Source organism: Faecalibacterium sp. IP-3-29 (assembly GCF_023347335.1).
Lineage (GTDB): Bacteria > Bacillota > Clostridia > Oscillospirales > Ruminococcaceae > Faecalibacterium > Faecalibacterium duncaniae.
Map to the genome: position 1 here is coordinate 1,361,966 of NZ_CP094471.1, position 22,311 is coordinate 1,384,276.

Sequence of the window (22,311 nt, forward strand, 5' to 3'; positions counted from 1 at the left end):
CACCTGTTCCCGGAATAAAATGACACCAAGAGCGGACAGGAAAGGAGCGCGTACCATGGAGTTGAAGATCTTTCGGGATGCCCTGCCGGCGGCGGGGACAAACTGTACCCTTAAGGCAGAGCTGCCGCTGGAAACAGAGATCCTGATCTCTGATTATCTGCCACCGGTGTTTAAGCTGGTCAAGTGCTTTGTCAGGCCGGTGGTGCTGCAAAAGCGGCTGCAGCCCGGCAAGCTGCAATTGGAGGGATATCTGCGCTGTGTGGTCTATTATCAGGGGGAGGATGGGGCGGGTCTGTGCCAGACCGAGCAGAAGCTCCCCTTTACCAAGCTGCTTGACCTGCCGGAGTTCGTCTTCACGGCATGGGCCGTGCAGGTGGAAGGCCAGACCGAATATCTGAACTGTCGCACCGTCAACCCGCGCCGCATCGAGGTGCGGGGGGCGTATGGGCTGGTGGTATCGGTGCATACGCAGGTCAAAACGGATGTCATCACGGCTCTGTCGGATGGCGGTGTGGAGCAGAAATTGCTCACCCTTTCCGGGGTGCGGCGTGCCGCTGTGCTGGAAAAGCTGGTCACGGTCGAAGGCGAGATCCGCTTTCCCACGCCGCCCGCCGCCGTTTTGGACCTCAGCGGCAATGCCTCTGTCGGAGACCTCAAGCTCCTGAACGGGAAAGCCGTTGCCAAGGGCGTGCTGGTCGTTTCCTGCGCCTGGCGTGCCGAGGGCGACCCGGTACTGCAGAGCCAGAGCGTGAACCTGAACTTCAATCAGGTGCTGGATGTGGACGGCCTGAGCGAGGACTGCCGCTGCCTCTGCGTGGCCGAGCCGGTGGGCTTTACGCTCACGGAGGGAGAAGGGGAGGAACCCAGCCGCCTGACCGCCACCCTGATGCTGCGCCTGCGGGCATGGAGGCCCTATCAGCTGCAGTGCGTGGCGGATGCCTTCTCCACGAAATTTGAGACAGAACAGACCCCGCAGACGGTACAGACGGAATCGCTGGCCTGCACCCTGGATGAGACCGTGACCCTGACCGGCTCCGGCCCTCTGCCGGACGCTGGGGCTAAAATTCTGGCCTGCTTTGCCTCCTTTGGCCCGGCCTTGCTGGCATACAGGGAAAATAACTGGGAGCTAACCAGCCGGGTAACTGTGACTGCCTTTGGGGAGAACAGCCTTTCGGAGCTGGAAAGCTATGAAAAGGTGTTGGAGCTTGCCCTGCCGCTGGAGCGGGAGCTGCCCTCGGATGCGGAGCTGATCCCGGAGTGCTGGCTCCGTGCCGAGGACCTGCGCTGTGTCTGCGCAAACGGCACACTGGAGGTCAGCCTTTCCGTCAAGGCAGAAGGAGCCATCCTACAGCGGAGCGGAAACACCTGTGTGGGCTCCATCGCGCTGGGAGAGCCGTTGATCCCGGCAGACCCGGAGATCAGCCTGCGCATCTATTATGCACAGGCGGGGGAGGAGCTGTTTGCCATCGCCAGGCGGTTCCATGTCTCCCCGGCCCAGATGCTTGCCGCCAACGACCTTGCAGAGGGCACCACGGCCATTGATGCGCCTCGGAGGCTTCTGGTGCCGGGAGCAGGGGGCTGATCCATCCGATTTTGTACTTCATAGAAGGACAATTCAAAGCTAAAGTATGACTTATGAACTAAAAATGAACAAAAAACATCCCGGACCTCTCCCAATTTGAGAAAGGCTCTGCTATAATAATTTTTGTCGTGTAAAAAAGCCTTTTAGATAAAGGAGAAGTTATGATCAAAAATATCGAGTTGGAGAAGGGCGCATACCAGTTTGATGCCAAGATGCCCCTTCGCCAGGCCATCCCGCTGGGCCTGCAGCATGTATTTGCCATGTTCGTGGGCAACCTGACCCCGCTTCTTATCATCACCAGTGCCTGCGGCCTTGCAGGCGGTGAGTTTGCTGACCTGCAGGTCAGCCTGCTGCAGAACGCCATGTTCGTGGCCGGTGTGGTCACGCTGGTGCAGCTGTTCTCCATCGGCCCTGTGGGCGGTCAGGTCCCCATCATCATGGGCACCAGCTCCGGCTTCCTGGGCGTGTTCAACAGTGTGGCTGCTTCCATGGGCGGCGGCGTGCTGGCCTACGGTGCCATCATGGGCGCTTCCATTCTGGGCGGCCTGTTCGAGACTGTGCTGGGCTTCTTCCTCAAGCCCCTGCGCAAGTTCTTCCCCTCGGTGGTCACCGGTACGGTGGTGCTGTCCATCGGTCTGTCCCTGATCTCCGTGGGTGTCAACTCCTTTGGCGGCGGCAACGCAGCCAAGGACTTCGGTTCCGCGGAAAACCTGCTGCTGGCCGTGTTCGTGCTGGTGGTGATCCTGTTCTTCAAGCATTGGACCACGGGCTTCCTGAGCTCCTCCTCCATCCTCATCGGCATCGTGGCGGGCTATCTGGCTGCCTTTATCATGGGCTTTGTCCTGCCCACCACCGGTGTCACCGCCGAGGGTGTGGAGTTCACCAAGGCATGGGTGCTGAACTGGGGCAAGGTGGCACAGGCCGATTGGTTTGCCATCCCCAAGCTGGTCCCCGTCAAGATCATTTTTGATATGCGCGCCATCCTGCCCGTGCTGATCATGTTCATCGTCACCGCTGTGGAGACCGTGGGCGATATCTCCGGCGTGATGGAGGGCGGCATGGGCCGTGAGGCCACCGATAAGGAGCTGTCCGGCGGTGTTATCTGCGACGGCCTGGGCTCTTCCTTTGCCGCCTGCTTCGGCGTTCTGCCCAACACCTCCTTCAGCCAGAACGTGGGCCTGGTTTCCATGACCAAGGTCGTCAACCGCGGTGCACTGGCTACCGGTGCCATCTTCCTGATCCTCTGCGGCCTGATCCCCAAGCTGGGTGCATTGGTCTCCATCATGCCGCAGGCCGTTCTGGGCGGTGCTGCCGTGATGATGTTCTCTTCCATCGTGGTGTCCGGCATCCAGCTCATTACCAAGGAAAAGATGACCCCGCGCACCCTGACCATCGTTTCCGTTGCACTGGGCGTGGGCTACGGCATGGGTGCCAATGCCAGCATCCTGGCACACACCCCCCAGTTCTTCCAGCTGATCTGCGGCGAGAGCGGCATCGTGCCCGCAGCCTTTGTGGCCATTGTGCTGAACGTGCTGCTGCCCAAGGACGATAAGGCCGTATAAACCTCTCAGTCACCTTCGGTGACAGCTCCCCTGACAGAGGAGCCAAGAAGTGCCCTTGCCTCTCCTGTCAGGGGAAGCACCATTGCGCAGCAATGGCGGAGAGCTCCTCCAGAGCTTCCGGCGTATCTGCATCCAGCAGTTCTTCCCGCCGCTGGGCGTAAACGATCTGTACCTGCTCAGGGTGAGCCTTGAGTACAACACTGCCGCCCTTGCCCTCGGGCAGGGTGCGCAGAGCGGGAAAATATCCGCATTCAAACAGAACGGGACTTCCGACAACGGTGTCCGGGCCATCTGCGGCCCGGGCTCCCAGCCGGAAGATCGCCCGCTCTGTTTCTTTTTGTGTCTGGGCAAAAGCAGTGATCAGCGCTTCCAGCGTCTCCCGCTGCAGCAGGGGCTGATCTCCGGGCAGGAAGATGCAGCCTGCAAGGTTGGGGCATTGCTCCAGCAGCGCCTCCAGCCCCAGCCGAACGGTGTCGTTCCGGCCCGGCAGGCTGTGGAGCAGGCAGGGAACGGCCTGTGCGTCACACAGGGCCTTTACCTCGGCAGAGCGGGTCACGACCACCCGGGCGGCAAGGGCGGGGGTGGCGGTGACCTCCAGCGCCCGGCAGAGCAGGGGGCGGCCCCCGAAATCGGCCAGCAGCTTGTTGGAGCCGAACCGCCGGGCCAGCCCCGATGCCATGATGACGCACCCCACCGGAGGGCGGGCGTTTTTTCTGAACAACTCTGCCATAAAATCATTCCTCCTGAATCTGCCGGATCTGCGGCAGTCTTTCCAGTGGCATTATAAGGGATTTTGTGATAAAATAAAAGTAGCAATCAAAAAAAGAGAGGTACTGCGTATGATGACGATCCGGGAATACAAACGGGCCGAAAGCCTCGAGGAAGCCTGGCAGCTCAACCAGAAGCGAAACAATCGGGTCATCGGCGGCATGATCTGGCTCAAGATGGAGAATATCAATGTCGGCACCGCCATCGACCTGTCGGGCCTTGGGCTGGACAAAATTGAGGAAACGGCCGAGGGCTTTTCCATCGGGGCCATGGTGCCCCTGCGGCAGATCGAGCTCCACGAGGGGCTCAATGCCTACACGGAGGGCGCTGTGCGGGAATCTGTGCGCCACATTGTGGGCGTACAGCTGCGCAGCCTTGCTACCGTGGGCGGCAGTATTTACAGCCGCTTTGGCTTTTCCGATGTTCTGACCATGTTCCTGGCCCTGAACGCCTCGGTGGAGCTCTACAAGGGCGGCATCGTGCCGCTTTCGGAGTATGCTCAGCGCCCGTACGACAGGGATATCCTGGTACGGGTCATCGTGCCGAAAGAGCAGGCAGCATTCTGCTATCAGTCGGTGCGCAACAGCCAGACGGATTTCCCGGTGCTGACCTGTGCCGCCGCGAAAACGGCCGGGGGCTTCCGGGTCGCCATTGGTGCCCGGCCCGGTAAGGCAGTGCTGTATACCCTGCAGCCCAATGCCGCCGAAACGCCGGAGCTGACCGCCGCCCGCTTTGCCGCTGAGGTGCGGGCAAACATCCGGACGGAGAGCAACATGCGCGGCAGTGCGGAATACCGCAATCATCTGGCCGGGGTGCTGGTCAAGCGCGCTGTGCTGAAATTGGAAGGGAATAGGTGAGACAAGATGCAGGTGAATATTATTCTGAACGGAACCAAAGTCACGGCAGAGGCCGCACCGGACACCCTGCTCATCGATTTTGTCCGCGCACACGGCTGTTACAGTGTCAAGCGCGGCTGTGAGACCTCCAACTGCGGCCTGTGCACCGTCTTTCTGGACGATGTGCCGGTGCTGTCCTGCTCTGTGCTGGCAGCCCGTGCCGACGGCCACAGGGTGACCACGCTGGAGGGCCTGCAGGAGGAGGCTGCTGAGTTCGGTGCTTTTATCGCCGATCAGGGTGCAGAGCAGTGCGGCTTCTGCAACCCGGGCTTTATTATGAACGCCCTCGCCCTCTTCCGGGAAAAGGAATACCCCACTGAGGAGGAGATCAAGGAATATCTTGCGGGCAACCTCTGCCGCTGCTCCGGCTACGAGGGTCAGCTGCGAGGCATCCAGAATTTCCTCGCCTGGAAAAAAGCAAAACAGGAGGGTGCCGAATGAAAAACGTCAACAAAGCATTCCGCAAAAAGGATGCCATGCAGCTTGTGACCGGCAAGCCCGTTTACATGGATGATCTGGCCCCGGCAGACTGCCTGATCGTCAAGCTGTACCGCTCACCCCATGCCAACGCCATGGTGGAGCGCATCGACACGTCCGTGGCCAAAAAGGTGCCCGGCATCGAGGCTATCTTCACCTGGGAGGATGTGGACCAGAACGCCCGCCGCTACACGCAGGCCGGCCAGACCTACCCCGAAGCCAGCCCCTACGACCGCCTGGTCATTGACCGCCACGTCCGCTTTGTGGGGGACGTGGTGGCCATTGTGGTGGGCAAGGATGAGAAGTGTGTCGAGAAAGCCATGAAGCTCATCAAGGTGGAGTATCAGGTGCTGGAGCCGGTGCTGGATTTCCACACTGCGAAGGATAACCCCATCCTTGTCCACCCGGAGGACAACTGGGAGAGCCTGAGCCCCGTGGGTGCCGACAACAAGCGCAATCTCTGTGCCCACGATGCGTGCGGCGACGGCGACATCGATGCCGTGCTGGCAAAGTGCGATGTTGTCATCGACCGTGTCTACCACACCAAGGCCTGCCAGCAGGCCATGATGGAGACCTTCCGCACCTGCTGCTGGATGGACCTGTACGGACGGCTGAACATCCTCAGCTCGACCCAGATCGTGTTCCATACCCGCCGCAATGTGGCAAACGCCCTGCACATCCCCAAATCCATGATCCGCGTCATCAAACCCCGCATCGGCGGCGGCTTTGGTGCCAAGCAGACGGCGGTCTCGGCCATCTATCCGGCCTTTGTTACCTGGAAGACCAAGAAGCCCTGTAAGCTGATCTTCACCCGCGAAGAGAGCCAGACCGCATCTTCGCCCCGCCACGAGATGGAGATGCACGTCCGTCTGGGTGCCACCAAGGACGGCATCGTGAAGGGCATCGACCTCTATACCCTGTCCAACACCGGTGCCTACGGCGAGCACGGCCCCACAACGGTGGGCCTTTCCGGCCACAAGTCCATCCCGCTGTACGGCAAGGCCCAAGCCTTCCGTTTTGTCAGCGACGTGGTCTACACCAACCACATGTCTGCCGGTGCGTACCGCGGCTATGGTGCGACCCAGGGCCTGTTTGCGGTGGAATCTGCTGTCAACGAGCTGGCCGCCAGACTCCACATGGACCCCTTCAAGATCCGTGAAATGAACATCGTCAAAGAGGGCGATGTGATGCCCGCCTATTACGGCGCTGTGAACACCAGCTGCGCGCTGGATCGCTGTCTGAAAAAAGTCCACGAGATGATCGACTGGGACAACAAGTACCCTGTGCGCGACCTTGGCAATGGCAAGGTGCGTGCCGTGGGTATGGGCATGGCCATGCAGGGCTCCGGCATTTCCGGCATGGATGTGGGCAGTGCCACCCTCAAGGTAAACGATGACGGGTTCTACTCCCTCATCATCGGCGCTGCCGATATGGGCACCGGCTGTGACACCACGCTGGCTCAGATCGCCGCCGAGGTGCTGGACTGTGACCTGGACAATATCACCGTCTTTGGCGCGGATACCGATACCTCGCCCTATGACTCCGGCTCCTACGCTTCCTCTACCACCTATGTCACCGGCAAGGCAGTGGAAAAGTGCGCCCTGCGGCTGCGCGGCCAGATCTGCAAGCTGGGCGCGGAGCTGCTCCAGACGACCGAAGATGCTGTGGATTTTGACGGCAAGTTCGTCTCCCTGAACGCAGACCCTGAGAAGAGGGTCTCTCTCTCTGAGGTGGCCTTCGCCTCCCAGTTCGGCCACATGGTGCCGCTGGAGATCACCGAGACCCACACCTCGCCCCTTTCGCCCCCGCCCTACATGGTCGGTGCAGCTGAAATTGAGCTGGATAAGGAGACCGGCGAGGTCAAGGTGGTGGATTATGCCGCCTGCGTGGACTGCGGCACCCCCATCAACCCCAACCTGACCCGTGTGCAGGCCGAGGGCGGCATTCTGCAGGGCATTGGCATGGCCCTGACCGAGAACATCACCTACGATGCCAAGGGTTGGCCGATGGAAAATTCCTTTATGCAGTATAAGATCCCCGCCCGTGTGGACATCGGCCACATCCGGGTGGAGTTTGAGAGCAGCTACGAGCCCAACGGCCCGTTTGGTGCAAAATCCATCGGTGAGGTGGTCATCAATACCCCGCTGCCCGCCATCGCGGATGCCATCTACAATGCCATCGGCACCCGCTTCTACGAGCTGCCCATCACCCCGGAGCAGGTCGCCATGGCGGTGGAAGAAAACCGCTGATGCTTTCGGAAAAACAATTTCCGTTTCTGGCAGAAAAGGGCCATGTGGTCTCGCTGGTGGGCGGCGGCGGAAAAACCACCCTGCTCTATGCCTTTGCCCGGCATTGTGCCGCCAAAGGCTGGCGGGTGCTGGTGAGCACCACCACCCACATCCGGCAGCCGGGGGAGAATTATGCCGCAGATGAAGCCGCTCTTGCGTCCCTCTGGGCGGCAGGGCAATATGCCGTGGCCGGTGTCCCGGCAGAGCAGGGCAAGCTGACCGCCCTGCCGCCGGAGCAGTTGACCTGCTGGATGGCACAGGCGGATATGGTTCTTCTGGAAGCGGACGGTGCAAAACGGATGCCCTGCAAAGTTCCGGCGGCCCATGAACCGGTGCTGCTGCCGGAAAGCGATATCGTGCTGGCCGTGGCAGGATTGTCTGCGCTGGGCAGACCTCTGCGGGAGGTCTGCTTCCGGCTGAAGCAGGCCTGCGCCCTGCTGGGCGCAGCCCCCGAAACGCTTCTGACCCCGGAGCTGCTGGCAAGGCTGCTGGCCAGTGAGCAGGGGGGACGAAAACTGGTAGGGAACCGCCGTTTTTCTGTGGTGCTCAATCAGGCGGATGCCCCCGCCCGCATTGCCGCGGGCGAACAGACCCTCGCGCTCCTGCGCGAAAAATATGAGGTGCAGGGCGTGTTGACTTATTTTGATGAAAGGGAGCGTGCATGAAATGGCAGAACAAGGCCCCATTGTCTTCTGCACCGGCGGCGGATGCACCGCCAAGCTGGGGGCCGGGGTACTGAGCCGCATTCTGGAAAAGCTGCCCCGGGGCGAAAAAGACCCCGACCTTCTGGTTGGCTACGACAGCCGGGACGATGCTGCCGTCTACCGCATCACCGAGGACATTGCTCTGGTGCAGACGGTGGATTTCTTCCCGCCGATGGTCGATGACCCCTATACCTTCGGGCAGATCGCCGCAGCCAATGCCCTGAGCGATGTCTACGCCATGGGCGGTGAGGTCAAAACGGCACTGAATCTTGTCTGCTTCCCCGAGAGCATGGATCTGAATGTGCTGGGAGAGATCCTGCGCGGCGGTGCCGAAAAGGTGGCCGAAGCCGGGGGCACGCTGGCGGGTGGGCACTCCATTGCCGATACCGGCGTGAAGTACGGCCTGTCGGTGACCGGTCTGGTAGACCCGCACCGCCTGACGGCCAACGATACCGGCCGCCCGGGCGACAAGCTCCTTCTGACCAAGGCGCTTGGCGTGGGGCTGATCTGCACCGCCAACCGGGTGGGCGAAGCCGCTCCGGAACAGATGGAAGCAGCAGTCCGTTCCATGGCCACCCTGAACAAAACGGCGGCAGAGATCGCACGCAGGTACGAGGTGCACGCCGCCACGGATGTGACCGGGTTCAGCTTCCTGGGCCATCTGCACGAGATGATGGGGGAGAAGCTCTCCTGCGTCATCGATGCCCATGCGGTGCCGGTGCTGCCCGGTGCGTGGGAGGCCGCAGATGCCTGCCTGTACACCGCCGCCGGTCAGCGCAACCGTAATCATACCGGGCCCTTTGTCCGGTTTGAAAAAGTGCCCTTCCCGATGGAAGAGATCCTGTTTGATCCCCAGACCTCCGGCGGCCTGCTGTTTGCCGTGGCCCCGCAGGATGCCGCTGCCCTGGAAGCAGAGCTGCAGGCGGCGGGTCTGCCCGCAAAAATCGTGGGCACCATTGGGGAAAAGCAGACACCGGAGATCACAGTAACATACGAATGATGGAGGAACAACCGATGATCAAGATCGATGCCCGTGGAGATGCCTGTCCGCTGCCCGTGGTCAAGGCCAAAAAGGCCATTGCAGAGCTGCACGGCCCCGGCGAGGTGGAAGTGCTGGTGGACAATGAAATTGCTGTCCAGAACCTGACCAAGATGGCCCAGCAGAAGGGCTATCTGTCCAGCTCCGAAAAACTGGCCGAACAGGAATACCGTGTTCGCTTTACCATCAAGGACACGCCCGCTGCGGAAACCGCTGTGCCGGGCAAGGTGAAACAGCAGGCAGAAGCGGAAACCTGCATCCCGGATGCCCGCACCGATACAGTGGTGGTCATCGCGTCCGACAAGATGGGGGAGGGGGCCGAGGAGCTGGGCAAGACCCTGCTCAAGGCCTTCGTGTTCTCCCTGACCCAGCAGGACAAGCTGCCCAAGACGATCCTTTTCTATAACGGCGGCGCATCCCTGACCTGTGAGGGTTCGCCCATGCTGGAAGACCTGAAGGCACTGGAAGCTGAGGGTGTGGAGATCCTGACCTGCGGCACCTGCCTGAACTACTACGGCATAACGGAGAAGCTGGCCGTGGGCGGCGTGACCAATATGTATGTCATCGCTGAAAAGATGCTGAACGCCGGGAACGTGGTCAAGCCGTGATCTACCTTGATAACGCCGCAACCACTCTGCACAAGCCTCCGGAGGTGGGGCAGGCGATGCTGGATGCTCTGCAGACAGCGGGCAACCCGGGCCGTGGGGCCCATGCGCCCACCCTGCACGCCTCCCGTGTCGTCTACGAGACCCGGGAAGCGCTGGCCCAGCTCTTCCACGCCGAAGGCCCGGCCTGCATCGCCTTTGCATCCAATGCGACCCAGGCGCTGAACACGGCCATCAACGGGCTCTTTGGCCCGGGGGATCATGTCATCACCACGGTCTGCGAGCACAATTCCGTCCTGCGGCCCCTCTACCGCCTCCAAAGGCAGGGGGTTGAGGTGAGCTTTGTGGATGTGGACGCAAACGGTGTGCTCTGCTATGCGCAGTTTGAGCAGCTGCTCCGTCCAAACACCAAGGGAGTGGTTGTGACCGGTGCTTCCAATGTCACCGGAAACCGCACGGACCTGGCGTTCGTGTCCGCTTTTGCAAAAAAGCACGGCCTGTTGTTTCTCGTGGATGCCGCCCAGACAGCGGGTGCCATGTTGGTGGATGTGCAGGCACTGGGGATCGATGTGCTCTGCTTTACCGGGCACAAGGCGCTGCTGGGCCCGCAGGGCACCGGCGGGCTGTATGTCCGGCCCGGGCTGCAGGTTGCCCCCCTTGTGGTGGGCGGCAGCGGAGTCCACAGCTTTGATGAACACCACCCTACCGAAATGCCCACCGCTCTGGAAGCCGGGACGCTGAATGTGCCGGGAATCGCCGGGCTGGGGGCCGGGGTGCGCTGGCTCCTGACGCAGGGCGTGGAAGCGCTGGAAGCAAAAGAAAATGCGCTTGCACGCCTGTTTTATGAAACTGTCCGGGAAATTCCCGGTGTGCGGCTCTATGGTGACTTCACTGCGCCGCGTGCGCCCATCGTCTCGCTGAACCTGATGGGCGAGGATTCCGCCCGGGTGGCAGATGCGCTCTGGGAGGAGTACGGCATCTGTGTGCGGGCCGGTGCGCACTGTGCTCCACTGATGCACAAGGCGCTGGGCACCGTGGAGCAGGGCGTGGTGCGGTTCAGCTTCTCCCACACCAACACCCGGGAGGAGGCGCTTGCCGCTGCCCGTGCGGTGCGCAGCCTGGCGGAGGAATAAATAATGCGTGCAAAGAGACCCTATATCGTGTTATCCTTCCGCACCACAGTGGAAGCAATGGCATGGGAAAAACACTGCGAAGCGGAACACATCCCCGGGCGGCTTATTCCGCTGCCCCGGGAGCTCTCTGCCGGGTGCGGCCTTGCGTGGCGGATGCCGCCCGAGGACTGGCCGCTGTGGCAGAGCCGCATCGACCCCGCCGCCTATGATGCCGCAGCGGTGGTAGAACAATAACAAATAAAGGAGAATTGGATGGGAAACCGTTCTTTTTTCAATGCACTCCATGACCGGGAGGGGGATTTTCTGCTGGCCACGGTGCTGGAAGGCCGGGCGCAGGGGGAACGTGTCCTGCTGCGGAACACAGCACCGGTCTGGCCGGAGGAGCTGCCTGCGTTCTGGGGGGAGCATCTGCCTGCCTTGGCCGCTGTGACCTCCAGTGGAATTCTGAAATCAGCCGGACAGCGCATCTTTGTGGAGCGCTTTGGCGCAGCCCCGCAGCTTGTGGTCTGCGGCGGCGGCCATGTGGGCGCGTCGGTGGTGCGGCTGGCAAAGCTGCTGGGCCTGCCGGTCACAGCGCTGGAGGACCGCCCCGAGTTTGCGGAGGAGCTGCGTCAGGTCGGGGCCGATGCTGTGCTCTGCCTGCCCTTTGCAGAGGGCCTTGCACAGATCCCCGGCGGGCAGGAGACATACTTTGTGGTCGTGACCCGCGCCCACAGCTGTGATATCGCCTGCCTGCGTTCTATTCTGCAAAAGCCCGCCGCCTATGTGGGCATGATGGGCAGCCGGAAGCGCGCGGCTCTGGTGCACACACAACTGGCCGAGCTGGGGCTGCCGCAAGAGCGCATTGATGCCCTGCACGCGCCCATTGGGCTTTCCATTGGCGCAAAAACCGCACAGGAGATCGCACTTTCTATTCTTGCGGAGATCGTCTCTGTTAAAAACAGCCGCCAGCAGACCGAGGGCTTTTCCCCGGTGCTGCTGGCTGCGCTGGAACAGCAGACCGCTCCGGCGGTGCTGGCGACCATCGTAGGCCGCCATGGCTCTACGCCACGGGAGGAAGGCTCCAAGATGTTGGTCCTGCCCGATGGCTCTGCCGTGGGCAGTGTGGGCGGCGGCATCATGGAGTACCGCACCCAGCAGCTGGCGCGGGAATTGCTGGAGCCAGGGGCTGCCCCGTGCAGGCTGGCCGCCTTTACCACAGAGGGGGCTAGCGATGCCGCTGCTATTGCAGCCTGCGGCGGCTCCATGGAAGTCTTTTTGCAGCGTCTGGAACCGGAGGAATGAGCCATGAAACGTGATGACCTGATCGTTGTCCGGGGCGGGGGAGACCTTGCCACCGGTGTTGTGCATCGGCTCTGGTCGGCTGGCCTGCGGGTGCTGGTGCTGGAAACGGCCCATCCCGCCGCCATCCGTCGGCAGGTGTCTCTCTGTGAGGCTGTTTACGAAGGCGAGACCGCTGTGGAAGGAATGCGGGGCATCCGAGTGGAGACGCTGGCGGATGCCGATGCCGTCTGGGCACAGAACGCCGTGCCGGTCCTGATAGACCCAACAGGTGCGTGTCTGCCGCAGGCAAGGCCTGCTGTTCTGGTGGATGCCATCATCGCAAAGAAAAATCTGGGCACCACCCGGGAGATGGCTCCGCTGACCATTGCCCTTGGTCCTGGCTTTGCGGCGGGGCAGGATGTTGACGTGGTGGTGGAGACCAAGCGCGGCCACAAGCTGGGCCGCATCATCCGGGAAGGGTCTGCCGCACCCAACTCCGGCGTGCCGGGCATCATTGGCGGCTATGGTGCCGAGCGTGTGCTCCATGCGCAGGCCGCGGGCATCTTCCGCAACCTGCATTCTATCGCTGATTTTGTGGAGGCAGGCGAGGCTGTGGCCGAGATCGAAACACCAGACGGCCAGCGTTTACCGGTGGCCACACAGATCTCCGGCATCCTGCGGGGTCTGCTGCGGGATGGCTACCCGGTGACCAAAGGATTCAAGGTAGCCGATGTGGACCCCCGTCGCGCAGAGCTGGAAAACTGCTTCCTCATCTCGGATAAGGCCCGCTGCATTGCGGGCAGTGTGCTGGAATTGATCACAGCAGCGTGCTGGAACTAAAAGAAACGGGACTGTTTTTGCAACAGCCCCGTTTCTTTGTTACTCTGTCAGTTTGGTGATGAGCATCTGATAGATCTCGTTGCCCTTGAGGATGAACTGCTTCTTGACCAGATCGGCACTCAGTCGGTCAGGCGTGCCGATGTCCAGACAAAACAGCTCCTGATCCAGTGCCTTGATGGTGCAGCGGATGGAGCAGTGGCCGTCCGGCTTTTCGGTGATGCGGGCGCTGTACTCGGCTTCCTTGCGGGCCCAGGTCTGGCTGCGCAGAACCGCCGCCACCGCGCGCTCCCGCACACTGCGGGGCAGGTCATAGGCAAGCTCCTGTGCGACCCTGCGTCCTTTTTCGGTGATGGAATAGCGATCTTCCTTCAGTGTGACCAGCTGCTGGCGAGTGATATCATCCAGACAGGAGCCGATCTCAAAATAGTTGACCAGCTGCTCTTCCATCAGCGCATTCTCGATCTCCGTCCGGGTGATCGGCCCGGCATTCTTTACCAGATAACACAACAGCAACCGGATCTCCGTGCTGTCGGTCAGTCCGCCGGGACGAACACCGGCGGTAAAAGCATCGTTGGCGGCCATCGTTCTGCACATCCCCCTGTTATTTCAAATTGCTGCCCGGCACTGCCTCGGGGCAGGCCGTAAAGAATCACTTTCTTATAGTATAAAGGGTTTCAGACCGGATTGCAAGCCGCAACCGCAAAATCTGTCTCAATGCGCTTGCGGCTTTCGGGGGTGGAATACAGCCAGTGGTCGATATGCCCCTCGGTGATGAAATAGCGCAGGTCGAACCGGTGGCTCTGGCCCAGGCTGTGGTTGACGATGACCAGCTTGATCTTCATTTTATCGGGCAGGATGTTTTTGATGTAGACGCTCACCGCCTGCCCGGGGTGCAGGTCAGGGCAGGTCTCGGCAAGGCCGGCCAGATTGGGGGCGATCTCCACAAAGGTGCCATATTCCTCCACGCTCCGCACAATGCCCACCACGGTCTCGCCCACGGTGAACCCGGCGGCGTTTTCCTCCCAGGTGCCCAGCAGCTCCCGGATGCTCAGCACGAACCGCCCCTGCACGTCCCGGTTTTTGATGGCGCACAGGATCTGCTGGCCCACACTCACCCGGTCGGCAGGGGAGGAGATACGGCTGACCGACATGCAGTCGATGGGCAGCAGGGCGCTGATGCCGCACCCAACGTCACAAAAGGCACCAAACGGCTCGATGTGGGTCACAGTGCAGGGCAGGATGTCCCCGGGCTGTAAGGTGTCCAGATACTCTGCCTTGCACATCCGCTGTGCCTCGGCCCGGGAAAGCAGGTAGCAGGGCTGGCCGTTTTCCCCGGTCTCCATCCCTTCGATCACAAAGCAGGTGGGGCGGCCCACCCGCGTCAGCACCGCAATGTCCCGCACGGTGCCGCTCTCGGCCCCATCGGCGCACTGGCCAAAGGGCATCACGGCCTTTACCCCGCCCAGGTCGAACCGGAGCTGGCGCTGGGTGTCAAAGGCAAGGGCGGTGCTCTGTAAAATTTCGCGGCTGGCGATGGCGGCGCGCAGTTCTGTGGGGCTGAGCCGGTCTGCGGAACGGTAATTGCCTTCAGTACGAAATGTCTGCATCATGGTTTGTTCCTCTTTCTGTGTTATTTTAGCGTTTTCCGCTGCACGTCGGCACACAAAGCAGGTGTCGGCATTAAAACTCTATGCGCGGACAATTGCATTTTATACGAGTTTGGTTTATACTATATCTGTATGTGCGGCATAGAAACCTGCTGCACAGGGTACTGCCCCGCAAAGGGGCGGCAGGAGGGAAAGAAACATGGATATCGCAGTGGGAGATACCATCCAGACCCGCAAAAAACACCCGTGCGGAGCTTCCAGCTTCGAGGTGCTCCGGGTCGGTATGGATTTCAAGATCCGCTGCACGGGCTGCGGCCGTGAGGTCATGCTGCCCCGCGCGAAAATTGAAAAAAACATCAAGAAAGTGCTCAAGCCCGGCGCTGCCGAGTAACCATTGGGTCATGTAAGGAGAACTGCACAGTATGTCAAGACTGCTTTCCCAAATGGAGGCTGTCAGCCACCGGTTTGAAGAACTTTCCATCCGCCTGAACCAGCCGGAAACAGCGGCAGATCCTGCACTGTTCCGCCGTCTGATGCAGGAGTATCACGAGGCAGAACCTGTGGTGCAGGCCTATCAGGCCCTGATCACGGCGCAGGATCATCTTGCTCAGGCCAAAGCCCTGCTCGAGGGCGAGACCCTTGATCCGGACTTTAAGGAAATGGTACAGCAGGAGATCGGCGAAAAAAGTCAGGAAGTGGCGCAGCTGGAAAATAATCTCAAAATTTTGCTGCTGCCCAAGGATGTCAACGATGATAAAAGCGTCATCATGGAGCTGCGCGGCGGTGCGGGCGGCGAAGAGGCCGCACTGTTTGCCCACAGCCTGATGCGGATGTACACCATGTACGTTCAGAGCAGGGGCTGGGAGCTGGAGGTTCTGAACCTCAACGAGACGGAGCTGGGCGGTGTCAAGGAAGCTATCCTTGCCGTGAACGGCGCAGGGGCCTATAACCGGCTCAAGTATGAGAGCGGAGTGCACCGTGTCCAGCGTGTGCCCGAGACCGAAACGCAGGGCCGCATCCACACCTCCACGGCAACCGTGGCGGTGATGCCGCAGGCCGAAGAGGTGGATCTTGTCATCGACCCCAAGGATCTGCGCATCGATACCTTCCGCTCCTCGGGTGCGGGCGGCCAGCACATCAACAAAACGTCCAGCGCCATCCGGGTCACGCACATCCCCACCGGAATGGTGGTGGAGTGCCAGAACGAGCGCAGCCAGTTCCAGAATAAGGATAAGGCGCTGGAGATCCTGCGCAGCCGCCTGCTGGCCCAGAAGCAGAAGGAACAGCAGGATGCCATCAATGCCAACCGCGCAGGGCAGGTGGGAACCGGTGATCGCAGCGAGAAGATCCGGACTTACAACTTCCCGCAGGATCGCTGCACCGACCACCGCATCGGCCTGACGGTCCACAATCTGGATAAGATCATGGACGGAAATCTGGACGAGATCATTGACGCACTGGCAACCCATGAACAGGCCGAAAAACTGCGTCAGCTCAACGCACAGGCTGAATGAAGCTGTGATGAAAAGAATAACGTGCTTGTGTTGATTTGATGATTGAAAAGTATTTTCACTTTACAGATAGAAAGAACGATGAATCGCATGAAAATGAAAACTGAAATTTTACCTGCTGAGGGCGAAGCAATCGCCAAAGCGGCTGATCTGCTGCGCAGAGGGGAGCTGGTGGCCCTGCCCACCGAGACGGTCTACGGCATTGCCGCCGATGCGCGGAACGGCGCGGCGGTCGCAAAGATCTTTGTGGCCAAAGGCCGCCCGCAGGACAACCCCCTGATCGTCCATGTCACCGGCCCGGAGATGCTGCCCGGCCTTGTCAGCGAGGTGCCCGAGCGTGCCCAGCTGCTGATGGCCGCGTTCTGCCCCGGCCCTTTGACCATCATCATGCCCCGCGGCCCGGAGGTGGCCGCGGAGTGCTGTGCCGGTCTGGACACGGTGGGCATCCGGATGCCCAGCCACCCGGTGGCACGGGCTGTCATTGCGCAGAGCGGCTGTGCCTTTGCGGCCCCCAGCGCGAACCTTTCCGGCAAGCCCAGCCCCACCAACGCACAGGATGTGTTCACCGATATGGATGGCCGTCTGCCCCTGATCCTGGATGGCGGCGAGTGCGATGTGGGTGTGGAGAGTACCGTGATCTCTGTGGTAGGCGAAAAGCCCACCCTGTTCCGCCCCGGCCATATCACGCTGGAAGATCTGGAGCGTGCTCTGGGGGAGGAGGTCGAGGTCTCCAAGGCCATCCTCGAGAAGCTGCCCGAGGGTGCTGTTGTCCGCAGCCCCGGCATGAAGTATAAGCATTACGCCCCTAAGGCAGATGTCACCCTGCTGGACGGCACCTTTGAGCAGTTCAAGGCCTATGTGGATGCCCATGCCGACCAGAACCCCAGCTGTCTCTGTTTTACCGGCGAGGCAGAAAAGCTCGGCTGGCCCTGCGTGGAGTATGGCAGGGAGGACGATGGTGCCGATCAGGCAAAGCATATCTTCCGCAGCCTGCGTGCCCTGGATGAGCAGGGGGACGGCGTGGTCTATGCCCGCTGCCCGAAAAAGGACGGCCTGTCCATGGCAGTGTACAACCGCCTGATCCGAGCGGCAGCGTTCCGGGTGATCCAGCTATGATCACGCTTGGGATCACCGGCCGCAGCGGCTGCGGCAAATCGACTGTGACGGCGGTGTTTGCCGCCCATGGTGTCCCGCTGGTGGATGCCGACCAGATCTCCCGCGAGATCCTTCTGCCCGGTTCTCCGCTGCTGCCGGTGCTGGCCCAGCGGTTCGGGGCAGATATCCTGTATGCCGACGGCAGCCTGAACCGCCGCCTGCTGGCAGACCGCGCCTTTGCTGCGCCGGAAGGAAAGGCTGCTCTGGATTCCCTCGTGCTTCCAGAGATCATCCGGCGGGTCTGCAGACTGAAGCAGGCCGCCCGGGAGGCCGGAGCACCGCTTTTTGTGATAGACGGAGCCGTGATCGTGGGCACCGATGCGGAAAAAGAGTGCGACCACCTCTGTGTGGTCACTGCGCCCTTTGCCACCAGTGTGGCCCGCATTGCGGCCCGGGACGGCATCGCCCCGGAAATGGCGGCACGGCGGCTCAACGCCCAGACCCCGGAAGAAGTCCTGCTTGCCAGGGCCGATCTTGTCCTGCGCAACGATGCTGACCTTGCTTCTCTGGAAGCGGCGGCAGCGGCGCTCTGTGAGCAGCTGCAGGCTGAGGGTGCACGGAAAGGGGGCGCGGACACTTCGCTTTGAAAAAGTTTTTGAAAACGCTGGTTCTGCTCTTTCTGCTCTGTATGGTCCTGCTGGCGCTGCCGCCGGTGCGCCGTCAGGTGGAACAGCGGCTCTACCCGCGGAAATACAACGACCTTGTGGAGCAGTACGCTGCCGAGTATGACCTTGACCCGCTGCTGGTCTATTCCTTCATCCGCACCGAGAGCGGCTTTGACCCGGGCGCAACTTCCAGTGTTGATGCGCGCGGCCTGATGCAGATGACGGAGGAGACCTTCCTCTGGCTCCGCAGTAAGCTGGGCCTGGAGGAGGAGGTTTCCTTTGGCGACCTGTACGACCCCGATGAGAGCATCCGCTTCGGGTGCTATTACCTTCACCTCTGTCTGGTGCGTTACAACGGCGATATCTCCACGGCCGCCGCAGCCTACCACAGCGGGTGGGGCACTGTGGATGCCCTGCTTCAGAAGGAGGAACATTCAGAGGACGGGTTGACCCTGTCGGGTTTCCCCTATAACCAGATGCACCACTATGTGGAAAAGATCACCGCCTGCTATGCCAAGTACACCGAGCTGTACGGAGCCTGAGCAGGCTGCAAACCCGCTTGAACCGGCTTGCGCCGGTTTGAAATATTTAGGAATACCGAAACAGAAAGGCAGGAGAAATTCTATGGCAGAAAAAACTCCGAACCAGCAGCTGGCTGAAAAGCTGCTCTATAAGCCTGCTTACGTCGCCGATAAGGACGCTGACGTGAAGCAGAAGGCCCACGACTTTGCCGAGGGCTACAAGAAGTTCCTGGATGCAGGCAAGACCGAGCGCGAGGTTGCCGCCGAGAGCGAGCAGATGCTCAAGGATGCAGGCTACCAGCAGTTCGACCCGAAAAAGACCTACAAGCCCGGCGACAAGATCTACTTTGTCCAGTACAACAAGGCTGTGGTGGCTTCCACCATCGGTACCAAGAGCTTTGAGGATGGCTTCCATCTGGTCATTGCCCACACCGACAGCCCCCGTCTGGACCTGCGCCCCACCCCGCTGTATGAGTCTGACCACCTGAGCTACTTCAAGACCCATTACTACGGTGGTGTCCGCAAGTATCAGTGGGGCACCATTCCGCTGTCCATCCACGGCGTGTTCACCCGTGAGGATGGCTCCACCGTCACCGTCCGTGTGGGCGAGGATGAGAACGATCCCGTCTTCTGCATCACCGACCTGCTGCCCCATCTGGGTGCCGAGCAGAACGCCCGTCCCCTGAAGGACGGCATCAAGGCTGAGGAGCTGAACCTCCTCATCGGCTCTGATGCTGTTGATGACGAGAACGTCAAGGAAGCTGTCAAGCTGAATACCATGATCCTGCTCAACGAGAAGTACGGCATCACCGAGAAGGAGTTCATGCGTGCTGAGATCGAGATCACCCCGGCTTACAAGAGCCGTGACGTTGGCTTCGACCGCTCCATGGTGGGCGGCTATGGCCACGATGACCGTGTGGACGCTTATCCTGCACTGATGGCCGAGATCGAGACCAAGAACCCCGCCTACACCACCGTCTGCGTCCTGACCGATAAGGAAGAGATCGGCTCCGATGGCGTGACCGGTATGCAGAGCATGTACGCCTTCCACTTCATGCAGGAGCTCTGCCGTGCCGCCGGTCAGGATGATATCCTGGCCTTCCGTCACAGTGTCTGCCTGTCCGCTGACGTGACCGCTGCCTACGATCCCACCTGGGCAAGTGCATTCGAGCCTATGAATGGCACTTATGCAGGCCGCGGCGTTGCCATCTTCAAGTACACCGGCGGCGGCAGCAAGGGCTCCGCAAGCGATGCCTGCGCTGAGCTGGTCAGTGATATCACCCGGATGCTGGACAACGGCAACGTTGCATGGCAGATCGGTGAGCTGGGCCGTCTGGATCTGGGCGGCGGCGGCACCATCGCCAAGTATGTCGCAAACCGCGGCATCCCCGTGCTGGATATCGGTGTGCCTGTGCTGTCCATGCACGCTCCCTTCGAGGTCATCCACAAGAACGACCTGTACATGGCTTACCGTGCCTTCTCCCTGTTCAACAACGCACAGTAAGCGCGATCCAGAATGAATGCCCCGGCAGGTTTTGCGCCCGCCGGGGCATTTTTGCGCTATTTTAAGAAAAATGCTTGACCTTTAACCGACTTTATGGTGTAGTGTAAGGGCGGAGGTGAAGCAAATGAACATCAAACAGGCTTCAGAACAAAGCGGTGTGTCTGCCCCGAACATCCGCTTTTACGAAAAAGAGGGGCTTCTCACACCGGCGCGCAGGCAGGGCAATGACTACCGCGATTACACCGCCGGGGATGTCCGCACCCTCAAGCTCATCCGAATGCTTCGGATGCTGGATGTGCCGCTGCCCACCATCAAGGCGGTGCTGCGCGGGGAACAGCCCCTGCAGCAGGCGCTGCAAGCCCAGCAGACTGTGCTGGAGCAGCAGGCGGCTCAGCTGGCGGGTGCGATCCGCTTTTGCGCAGAGCTGACCCAACAGGCTCCTCAGGTGGATCAGCTGGATGTGGACGACTGCCTGACCCGCATGGAAAGCCCCACCCCGCAGCAGGGCTTCTTCTCCGGCTGGCTGCAGGATTACTGCACGCTGGCGCGGGTTCAGCATCAAAAGCACTTTTTCTTTATTCCGCAGGGCAGCATCAACACCCCGCAGGAGTTTACGGCGGCGTTGCAGACCTATGCAGAAGAGCGGGGAATGCAGTTCGCCCTGACCAAAGAGGGGATGTACCCGGAGTTCTCGCTGGATGGCATTCCGTATAAAGCTTACCGCAATCCGGGCAAATACCGGGACGAGATCTGCTGTGACACCGTGCATCCCGAGCAGCTTGACACCGGGCTTCCCTCCCGGCGGGAAAAGCTGCTGCGCATTGCGCGTATCGTGCTGCCGCCGGTGTGCGTCTTTGCGGCTATCATGGCAGCGGGGTGGGCAGTCACCGGCGGCACGGACTGGCTCTGGCTGGCGGCGCTGGCATCCGGCGGGGTACTGCTGGGGCGCTGCTTTGAAAAGTGGCTGTAAGGCGCATTACCCCAGCGGCAGCGCCTCGGCTACGGTCAAAAAAGTGTAGCCGTTGTCCGTATACCACCGTATGATGTCCGGCAGCGCCTCGGCGGTGGTGCGGGTGGTGGCAGAATCGTGCATCAGAACGATGCACTGGGTCTGCTCACCGGTCTCATGCACCACATTCCGGTAGATGGTTCCGGCACTGGGCTTGCCGCCTACGGCATCCTCAGCACAGACGTTCCAGTCTACATAGGCATATCCTTTTTCGGCACACTGCTGTTTCAGCTCGGCCATCACACCGCGCCCGCCGTAGCGGCGGCTGACCGTGTTGGTGCTGCCGCCCGGAAAGCGCAGGTAATGCAGAGAAGCTGTGTTGACATAGGGCGAGATGCGCTCTTTCAACAGCTCGATATCCTGCCAGTAAGCAGCTGAACTCTGGTAGATGTCACTGTATTCATGGGAAGCGGAATGCAGCGCGATCTGGTGGCCTGCCGCCGCCGCATCCGCAATGAGCGGCAGGTATTTTTCATTGTAGCCCGTGGCCACCACAAAAAAGGTGGCCTTGACCCCGGCGGTGTTCAGCGCATCCAGAACCGCCGGGGTCGTTTTGCTGGGGCCATCATCGAAGGTCAGGCAGACCCATTTCTCCGGCACCGGCTCTTCCTGCGGCAAGGAGCTTGCAGGGGCCGCCTCCGGAGCAGGGGAGGCAAAGCCGGTATCCGGTACCGGGGTCAGGTCGCTTTCCTGGCAGCCGGGCCCCGCCGGCACAGCAAAGAACAGCCCCAGCCCAAAGCCTGCCGCTGCGCCCGCCAGAAGCAGAGCTGCCCTGCGAAATAAGATCTTCCCGTTTGCTCTCAGCCATGAAACCATCTCCCAAACCTCCTTGACAAATCGCATTGGATCTGCAGTATCTCTTATAGGATATGACCCGCTGAAAATTTGTAGAATACAAAAGCAGGCAGAGGAATTGACATTTTCCGCAAAAATTGATAAACTAAATAAGTTCTCCGTGCAGGAGTGGCGGAATGGCAGACGCGCTGGTTTTAGGCACCAGTTCCCAGTGAGTGAGGGTTCAAGTCCCTTCTCCTGCATACACAAAACGGCAGGCCCTTGGATAGAATCCGGGCCTGCCGTTTTGTTTGCGGCTTTGGTTGGAAAGCATAAGAAAATCCCACGATCTATCGCTAGACCGTGGGATTTCTTTTATGCGAGGGAGGGGACTCGAACCCCCAAGGATAAACCACACGCACCTCAAACGTGCGCGTCTGCCAGTTCCGCCACCCTCGCACAACTATA

23 protein-coding genes and 2 tRNA genes are annotated in these 22,311 nt (G+C 60.7%); 20 read left to right on the plus strand and 5 right to left on the minus strand.

Annotation, left to right across the window (positions count from 1 at the left end):
• Nucleotides 1-55 precede the first annotated feature (55 nt).
• Nucleotides 56-1,582 (plus strand): DUF3794 and LysM peptidoglycan-binding domain-containing protein, encoded by a 1,527-nt coding sequence (locus MTP40_RS06480; protein ID WP_249260030.1) that lies wholly within the window; start codon nt 56-58, stop codon nt 1,580-1,582.
• Nucleotides 1,583-1,743: 161 nt separating this feature from the next.
• The gene (locus MTP40_RS06485) at nt 1,744-3,144 is read left to right on the plus strand and encodes a uracil-xanthine permease family protein (protein ID WP_249260031.1); all 1,401 of its coding nucleotides are present in this window, start codon (nt 1,744-1,746) and stop codon (nt 3,142-3,144) included.
• A 67-nt stretch (nt 3,145-3,211) separates the two neighbouring features.
• On the opposite strand, the gene MTP40_RS06490 is transcribed toward MTP40_RS06485, so the two are convergent.
• Nucleotides 3,212-3,874 carry a nucleotidyltransferase family protein gene (locus MTP40_RS06490; RefSeq protein ID WP_249260032.1) on the minus strand — a complete coding sequence of 221 codons (663 nt, stop codon included), beginning with the start codon at nt 3,872-3,874 and terminating at the stop codon, nt 3,212-3,214.
• Between the two features lie 109 nt (nt 3,875-3,983).
• Between MTP40_RS06490 and MTP40_RS06495 the strand changes: the two genes are divergently transcribed.
• The 10 genes from MTP40_RS06495 to yqeB are packed head-to-tail and all read left to right on the plus strand — an operon-like array spanning nt 3,984 to nt 13,157.
• Nucleotides 3,984-4,769: an FAD binding domain-containing protein gene (locus MTP40_RS06495; protein ID WP_249260033.1), complete on the plus strand. Its 786-nt coding sequence runs from the start codon at nt 3,984-3,986 to the stop codon at nt 4,767-4,769.
• Between the two features lie 6 nt (nt 4,770-4,775).
• Nucleotides 4,776-5,249 (plus strand): (2Fe-2S)-binding protein, encoded by a 474-nt coding sequence (locus tag MTP40_RS06500; RefSeq protein ID WP_005932760.1) that lies wholly within the window; start codon nt 4,776-4,778, stop codon nt 5,247-5,249.
• Complete coding sequence (locus MTP40_RS06505; protein WP_249260034.1) at nt 5,246-7,534, plus strand: xanthine dehydrogenase family protein molybdopterin-binding subunit; 2,289 nt, start codon at nt 5,246-5,248, stop codon at nt 7,532-7,534. Before MTP40_RS06500 ends, MTP40_RS06505 begins: the two co-directional genes overlap by 4 nt.
• Nucleotides 7,534-8,238: a selenium cofactor biosynthesis protein YqeC gene (gene yqeC, locus MTP40_RS06510; protein ID WP_249260035.1), complete on the plus strand. Its 705-nt coding sequence runs from the start codon at nt 7,534-7,536 to the stop codon at nt 8,236-8,238. Before MTP40_RS06505 ends, yqeC begins: the two co-directional genes overlap by 1 nt.
• Before the next feature lies 1 nt (nt 8,239).
• Nucleotides 8,240-9,277 (plus strand): selenide, water dikinase SelD, encoded by a 1,038-nt coding sequence (selD, locus tag MTP40_RS06515; RefSeq protein WP_249260036.1) that lies wholly within the window; start codon nt 8,240-8,242, stop codon nt 9,275-9,277.
• Nucleotides 9,278-9,291: 14 nt separating this feature from the next.
• Nucleotides 9,292-9,924 carry a sulfurtransferase-like selenium metabolism protein YedF gene (gene yedF, locus MTP40_RS06520; RefSeq protein ID WP_035394061.1) on the plus strand — a complete coding sequence of 211 codons (633 nt, stop codon included), beginning with the start codon at nt 9,292-9,294 and terminating at the stop codon, nt 9,922-9,924.
• Nucleotides 9,921-11,054 carry an aminotransferase class V-fold PLP-dependent enzyme gene (locus tag MTP40_RS06525; RefSeq protein WP_249260037.1) on the plus strand — a complete coding sequence of 378 codons (1,134 nt, stop codon included), beginning with the start codon at nt 9,921-9,923 and terminating at the stop codon, nt 11,052-11,054. The genes yedF and MTP40_RS06525 overlap by 4 nt, the downstream gene beginning before the upstream one ends.
• A 3-nt stretch (nt 11,055-11,057) precedes the next feature.
• Complete coding sequence (locus MTP40_RS06530; RefSeq protein ID WP_097771062.1) at nt 11,058-11,288, plus strand: DUF3343 domain-containing protein; 231 nt, start codon at nt 11,058-11,060, stop codon at nt 11,286-11,288.
• Nucleotides 11,289-11,306: 18 nt separating this feature from the next.
• Nucleotides 11,307-12,338 (plus strand): XdhC family protein, encoded by a 1,032-nt coding sequence (locus tag MTP40_RS06535; RefSeq protein ID WP_242700786.1) that lies wholly within the window; start codon nt 11,307-11,309, stop codon nt 12,336-12,338.
• A gap of 3 nt (nt 12,339-12,341) precedes the next feature.
• A complete protein-coding gene (yqeB, locus tag MTP40_RS06540; protein ID WP_207683820.1) occupies nt 12,342-13,157 on the plus strand; it encodes a selenium-dependent molybdenum cofactor biosynthesis protein YqeB in 816 nt (271 codons plus the stop codon).
• Nucleotides 13,158-13,196: 39 nt separating this feature from the next.
• Here yqeB and MTP40_RS06545 read toward each other — a convergent pair whose 3' ends face one another.
• Nucleotides 13,197-13,739 (minus strand): DUF4364 family protein, encoded by a 543-nt coding sequence (locus MTP40_RS06545; protein WP_207683821.1) that lies wholly within the window; start codon nt 13,737-13,739, stop codon nt 13,197-13,199.
• A 92-nt stretch (nt 13,740-13,831) separates the two neighbouring features.
• Nucleotides 13,832-14,767: a S1 RNA-binding domain-containing protein gene (locus MTP40_RS06550; RefSeq protein WP_249260038.1), complete on the minus strand. Its 936-nt coding sequence runs from the start codon at nt 14,765-14,767 to the stop codon at nt 13,832-13,834.
• 196 nt (nt 14,768-14,963) lie between these two features.
• Between MTP40_RS06550 and MTP40_RS06555 the strand changes: the two genes are divergently transcribed.
• The 7 genes from MTP40_RS06555 (at nt 14,964) to MTP40_RS06585 (ending at nt 21,030) form a co-directional block, all read left to right on the plus strand.
• The gene (locus MTP40_RS06555) at nt 14,964-15,155 is read left to right on the plus strand and encodes a DUF951 domain-containing protein (RefSeq protein WP_005932779.1); all 192 of its coding nucleotides are present in this window, start codon (nt 14,964-14,966) and stop codon (nt 15,153-15,155) included.
• Between the two features lie 31 nt (nt 15,156-15,186).
• The gene (prfA, locus tag MTP40_RS06560) at nt 15,187-16,278 is read left to right on the plus strand and encodes a peptide chain release factor 1 (RefSeq protein ID WP_117504007.1); all 1,092 of its coding nucleotides are present in this window, start codon (nt 15,187-15,189) and stop codon (nt 16,276-16,278) included.
• Between the two features lie 87 nt (nt 16,279-16,365).
• Entirely contained in the window at nt 16,366-17,391 is a 1,026-nt protein-coding gene (locus MTP40_RS06565; protein WP_227612344.1) for an L-threonylcarbamoyladenylate synthase, read from the plus strand.
• Entirely contained in the window at nt 17,388-18,017 is a 630-nt protein-coding gene (gene coaE / locus MTP40_RS06570; protein ID WP_005932782.1) for a dephospho-CoA kinase, read from the plus strand. Before MTP40_RS06565 ends, coaE begins: the two co-directional genes overlap by 4 nt.
• Nucleotides 18,014-18,577 carry a lytic transglycosylase domain-containing protein gene (locus MTP40_RS06575; protein ID WP_249260039.1) on the plus strand — a complete coding sequence of 188 codons (564 nt, stop codon included), beginning with the start codon at nt 18,014-18,016 and terminating at the stop codon, nt 18,575-18,577. Before coaE ends, MTP40_RS06575 begins: the two co-directional genes overlap by 4 nt.
• 82 nt (nt 18,578-18,659) lie before the next feature.
• Nucleotides 18,660-20,060 (plus strand): aminopeptidase, encoded by a 1,401-nt coding sequence (locus tag MTP40_RS06580; RefSeq protein ID WP_249260040.1) that lies wholly within the window; start codon nt 18,660-18,662, stop codon nt 20,058-20,060.
• A 124-nt stretch (nt 20,061-20,184) separates the two neighbouring features.
• Complete coding sequence (locus tag MTP40_RS06585; protein ID WP_249260041.1) at nt 20,185-21,030, plus strand: MerR family transcriptional regulator; 846 nt, start codon at nt 20,185-20,187, stop codon at nt 21,028-21,030.
• 6 nt (nt 21,031-21,036) lie between these two features.
• Here MTP40_RS06585 and MTP40_RS06590 read toward each other — a convergent pair whose 3' ends face one another.
• A complete protein-coding gene (locus MTP40_RS06590; protein WP_249260042.1) occupies nt 21,037-21,885 on the minus strand; it encodes a polysaccharide deacetylase family protein in 849 nt (282 codons plus the stop codon).
• Nucleotides 21,886-22,026: 141 nt separating this feature from the next.
• Between MTP40_RS06590 and MTP40_RS06595 the strand changes: the two genes are divergently transcribed.
• Nucleotides 22,027-22,106: transfer RNA gene (locus MTP40_RS06595), tRNA-Leu, on the plus strand.
• Between the two features lie 115 nt (nt 22,107-22,221).
• On the opposite strand, the gene MTP40_RS06600 is transcribed toward MTP40_RS06595, so the two are convergent.
• A tRNA-Leu gene (locus MTP40_RS06600) sits at nt 22,222-22,302 on the minus strand.
• Nucleotides 22,303-22,311 lie beyond the last annotated feature (9 nt).

Bases quoted from the DNA above. Each gene is read 5' to 3' on its own strand.
- MTP40_RS06480 (WP_249260030.1), top strand. From the start codon at position 56: ATGGAGTTGAAGATCTTTCGGGATGCCCTGCCGGCGGCGGGGACAAAC.
- MTP40_RS06485 (WP_249260031.1), top strand. From the start codon at position 1,744: ATGATCAAAAATATCGAGTTGGAGAAGGGCGCATACCAGTTTGATGCC.
- MTP40_RS06490 (WP_249260032.1), bottom strand. From the start codon at position 3,874: ATGGCAGAGTTGTTCAGAAAAAACGCCCGCCCTCCGGTGGGGTGCGTC.
- MTP40_RS06495 (WP_249260033.1), top strand. From the start codon at position 3,984: ATGATGACGATCCGGGAATACAAACGGGCCGAAAGCCTCGAGGAAGCC.
- MTP40_RS06500 (WP_005932760.1), top strand. From the start codon at position 4,776: ATGCAGGTGAATATTATTCTGAACGGAACCAAAGTCACGGCAGAGGCC.
- MTP40_RS06505 (WP_249260034.1), top strand. From the start codon at position 5,246: ATGAAAAACGTCAACAAAGCATTCCGCAAAAAGGATGCCATGCAGCTT.
- yqeC (WP_249260035.1), top strand. From the start codon at position 7,534: ATGCTTTCGGAAAAACAATTTCCGTTTCTGGCAGAAAAGGGCCATGTG.
- selD (WP_249260036.1), top strand. From the start codon at position 8,240: ATGGCAGAACAAGGCCCCATTGTCTTCTGCACCGGCGGCGGATGCACC.
- yedF (WP_035394061.1), top strand. From the start codon at position 9,292: ATGATCAAGATCGATGCCCGTGGAGATGCCTGTCCGCTGCCCGTGGTC.
- MTP40_RS06530 (WP_097771062.1), top strand. From the start codon at position 11,058: ATGCGTGCAAAGAGACCCTATATCGTGTTATCCTTCCGCACCACAGTG.
- MTP40_RS06535 (WP_242700786.1), top strand. From the start codon at position 11,307: ATGGGAAACCGTTCTTTTTTCAATGCACTCCATGACCGGGAGGGGGAT.
- yqeB (WP_207683820.1), top strand. From the start codon at position 12,342: ATGAAACGTGATGACCTGATCGTTGTCCGGGGCGGGGGAGACCTTGCC.
- MTP40_RS06545 (WP_207683821.1), bottom strand. From the start codon at position 13,739: ATGGCCGCCAACGATGCTTTTACCGCCGGTGTTCGTCCCGGCGGACTG.
- MTP40_RS06550 (WP_249260038.1), bottom strand. From the start codon at position 14,767: ATGATGCAGACATTTCGTACTGAAGGCAATTACCGTTCCGCAGACCGG.
- MTP40_RS06555 (WP_005932779.1), top strand. From the start codon at position 14,964: ATGGATATCGCAGTGGGAGATACCATCCAGACCCGCAAAAAACACCCG.
- prfA (WP_117504007.1), top strand. From the start codon at position 15,187: ATGTCAAGACTGCTTTCCCAAATGGAGGCTGTCAGCCACCGGTTTGAA.
- MTP40_RS06565 (WP_227612344.1), top strand. From the start codon at position 16,366: ATGAAAATGAAAACTGAAATTTTACCTGCTGAGGGCGAAGCAATCGCC.
- coaE (WP_005932782.1), top strand. From the start codon at position 17,388: ATGATCACGCTTGGGATCACCGGCCGCAGCGGCTGCGGCAAATCGACT.
- MTP40_RS06580 (WP_249260040.1), top strand. From the start codon at position 18,660: ATGGCAGAAAAAACTCCGAACCAGCAGCTGGCTGAAAAGCTGCTCTAT.
- MTP40_RS06585 (WP_249260041.1), top strand. From the start codon at position 20,185: ATGAACATCAAACAGGCTTCAGAACAAAGCGGTGTGTCTGCCCCGAAC.
- MTP40_RS06590 (WP_249260042.1), bottom strand. From the start codon at position 21,885: ATGGTTTCATGGCTGAGAGCAAACGGGAAGATCTTATTTCGCAGGGCA.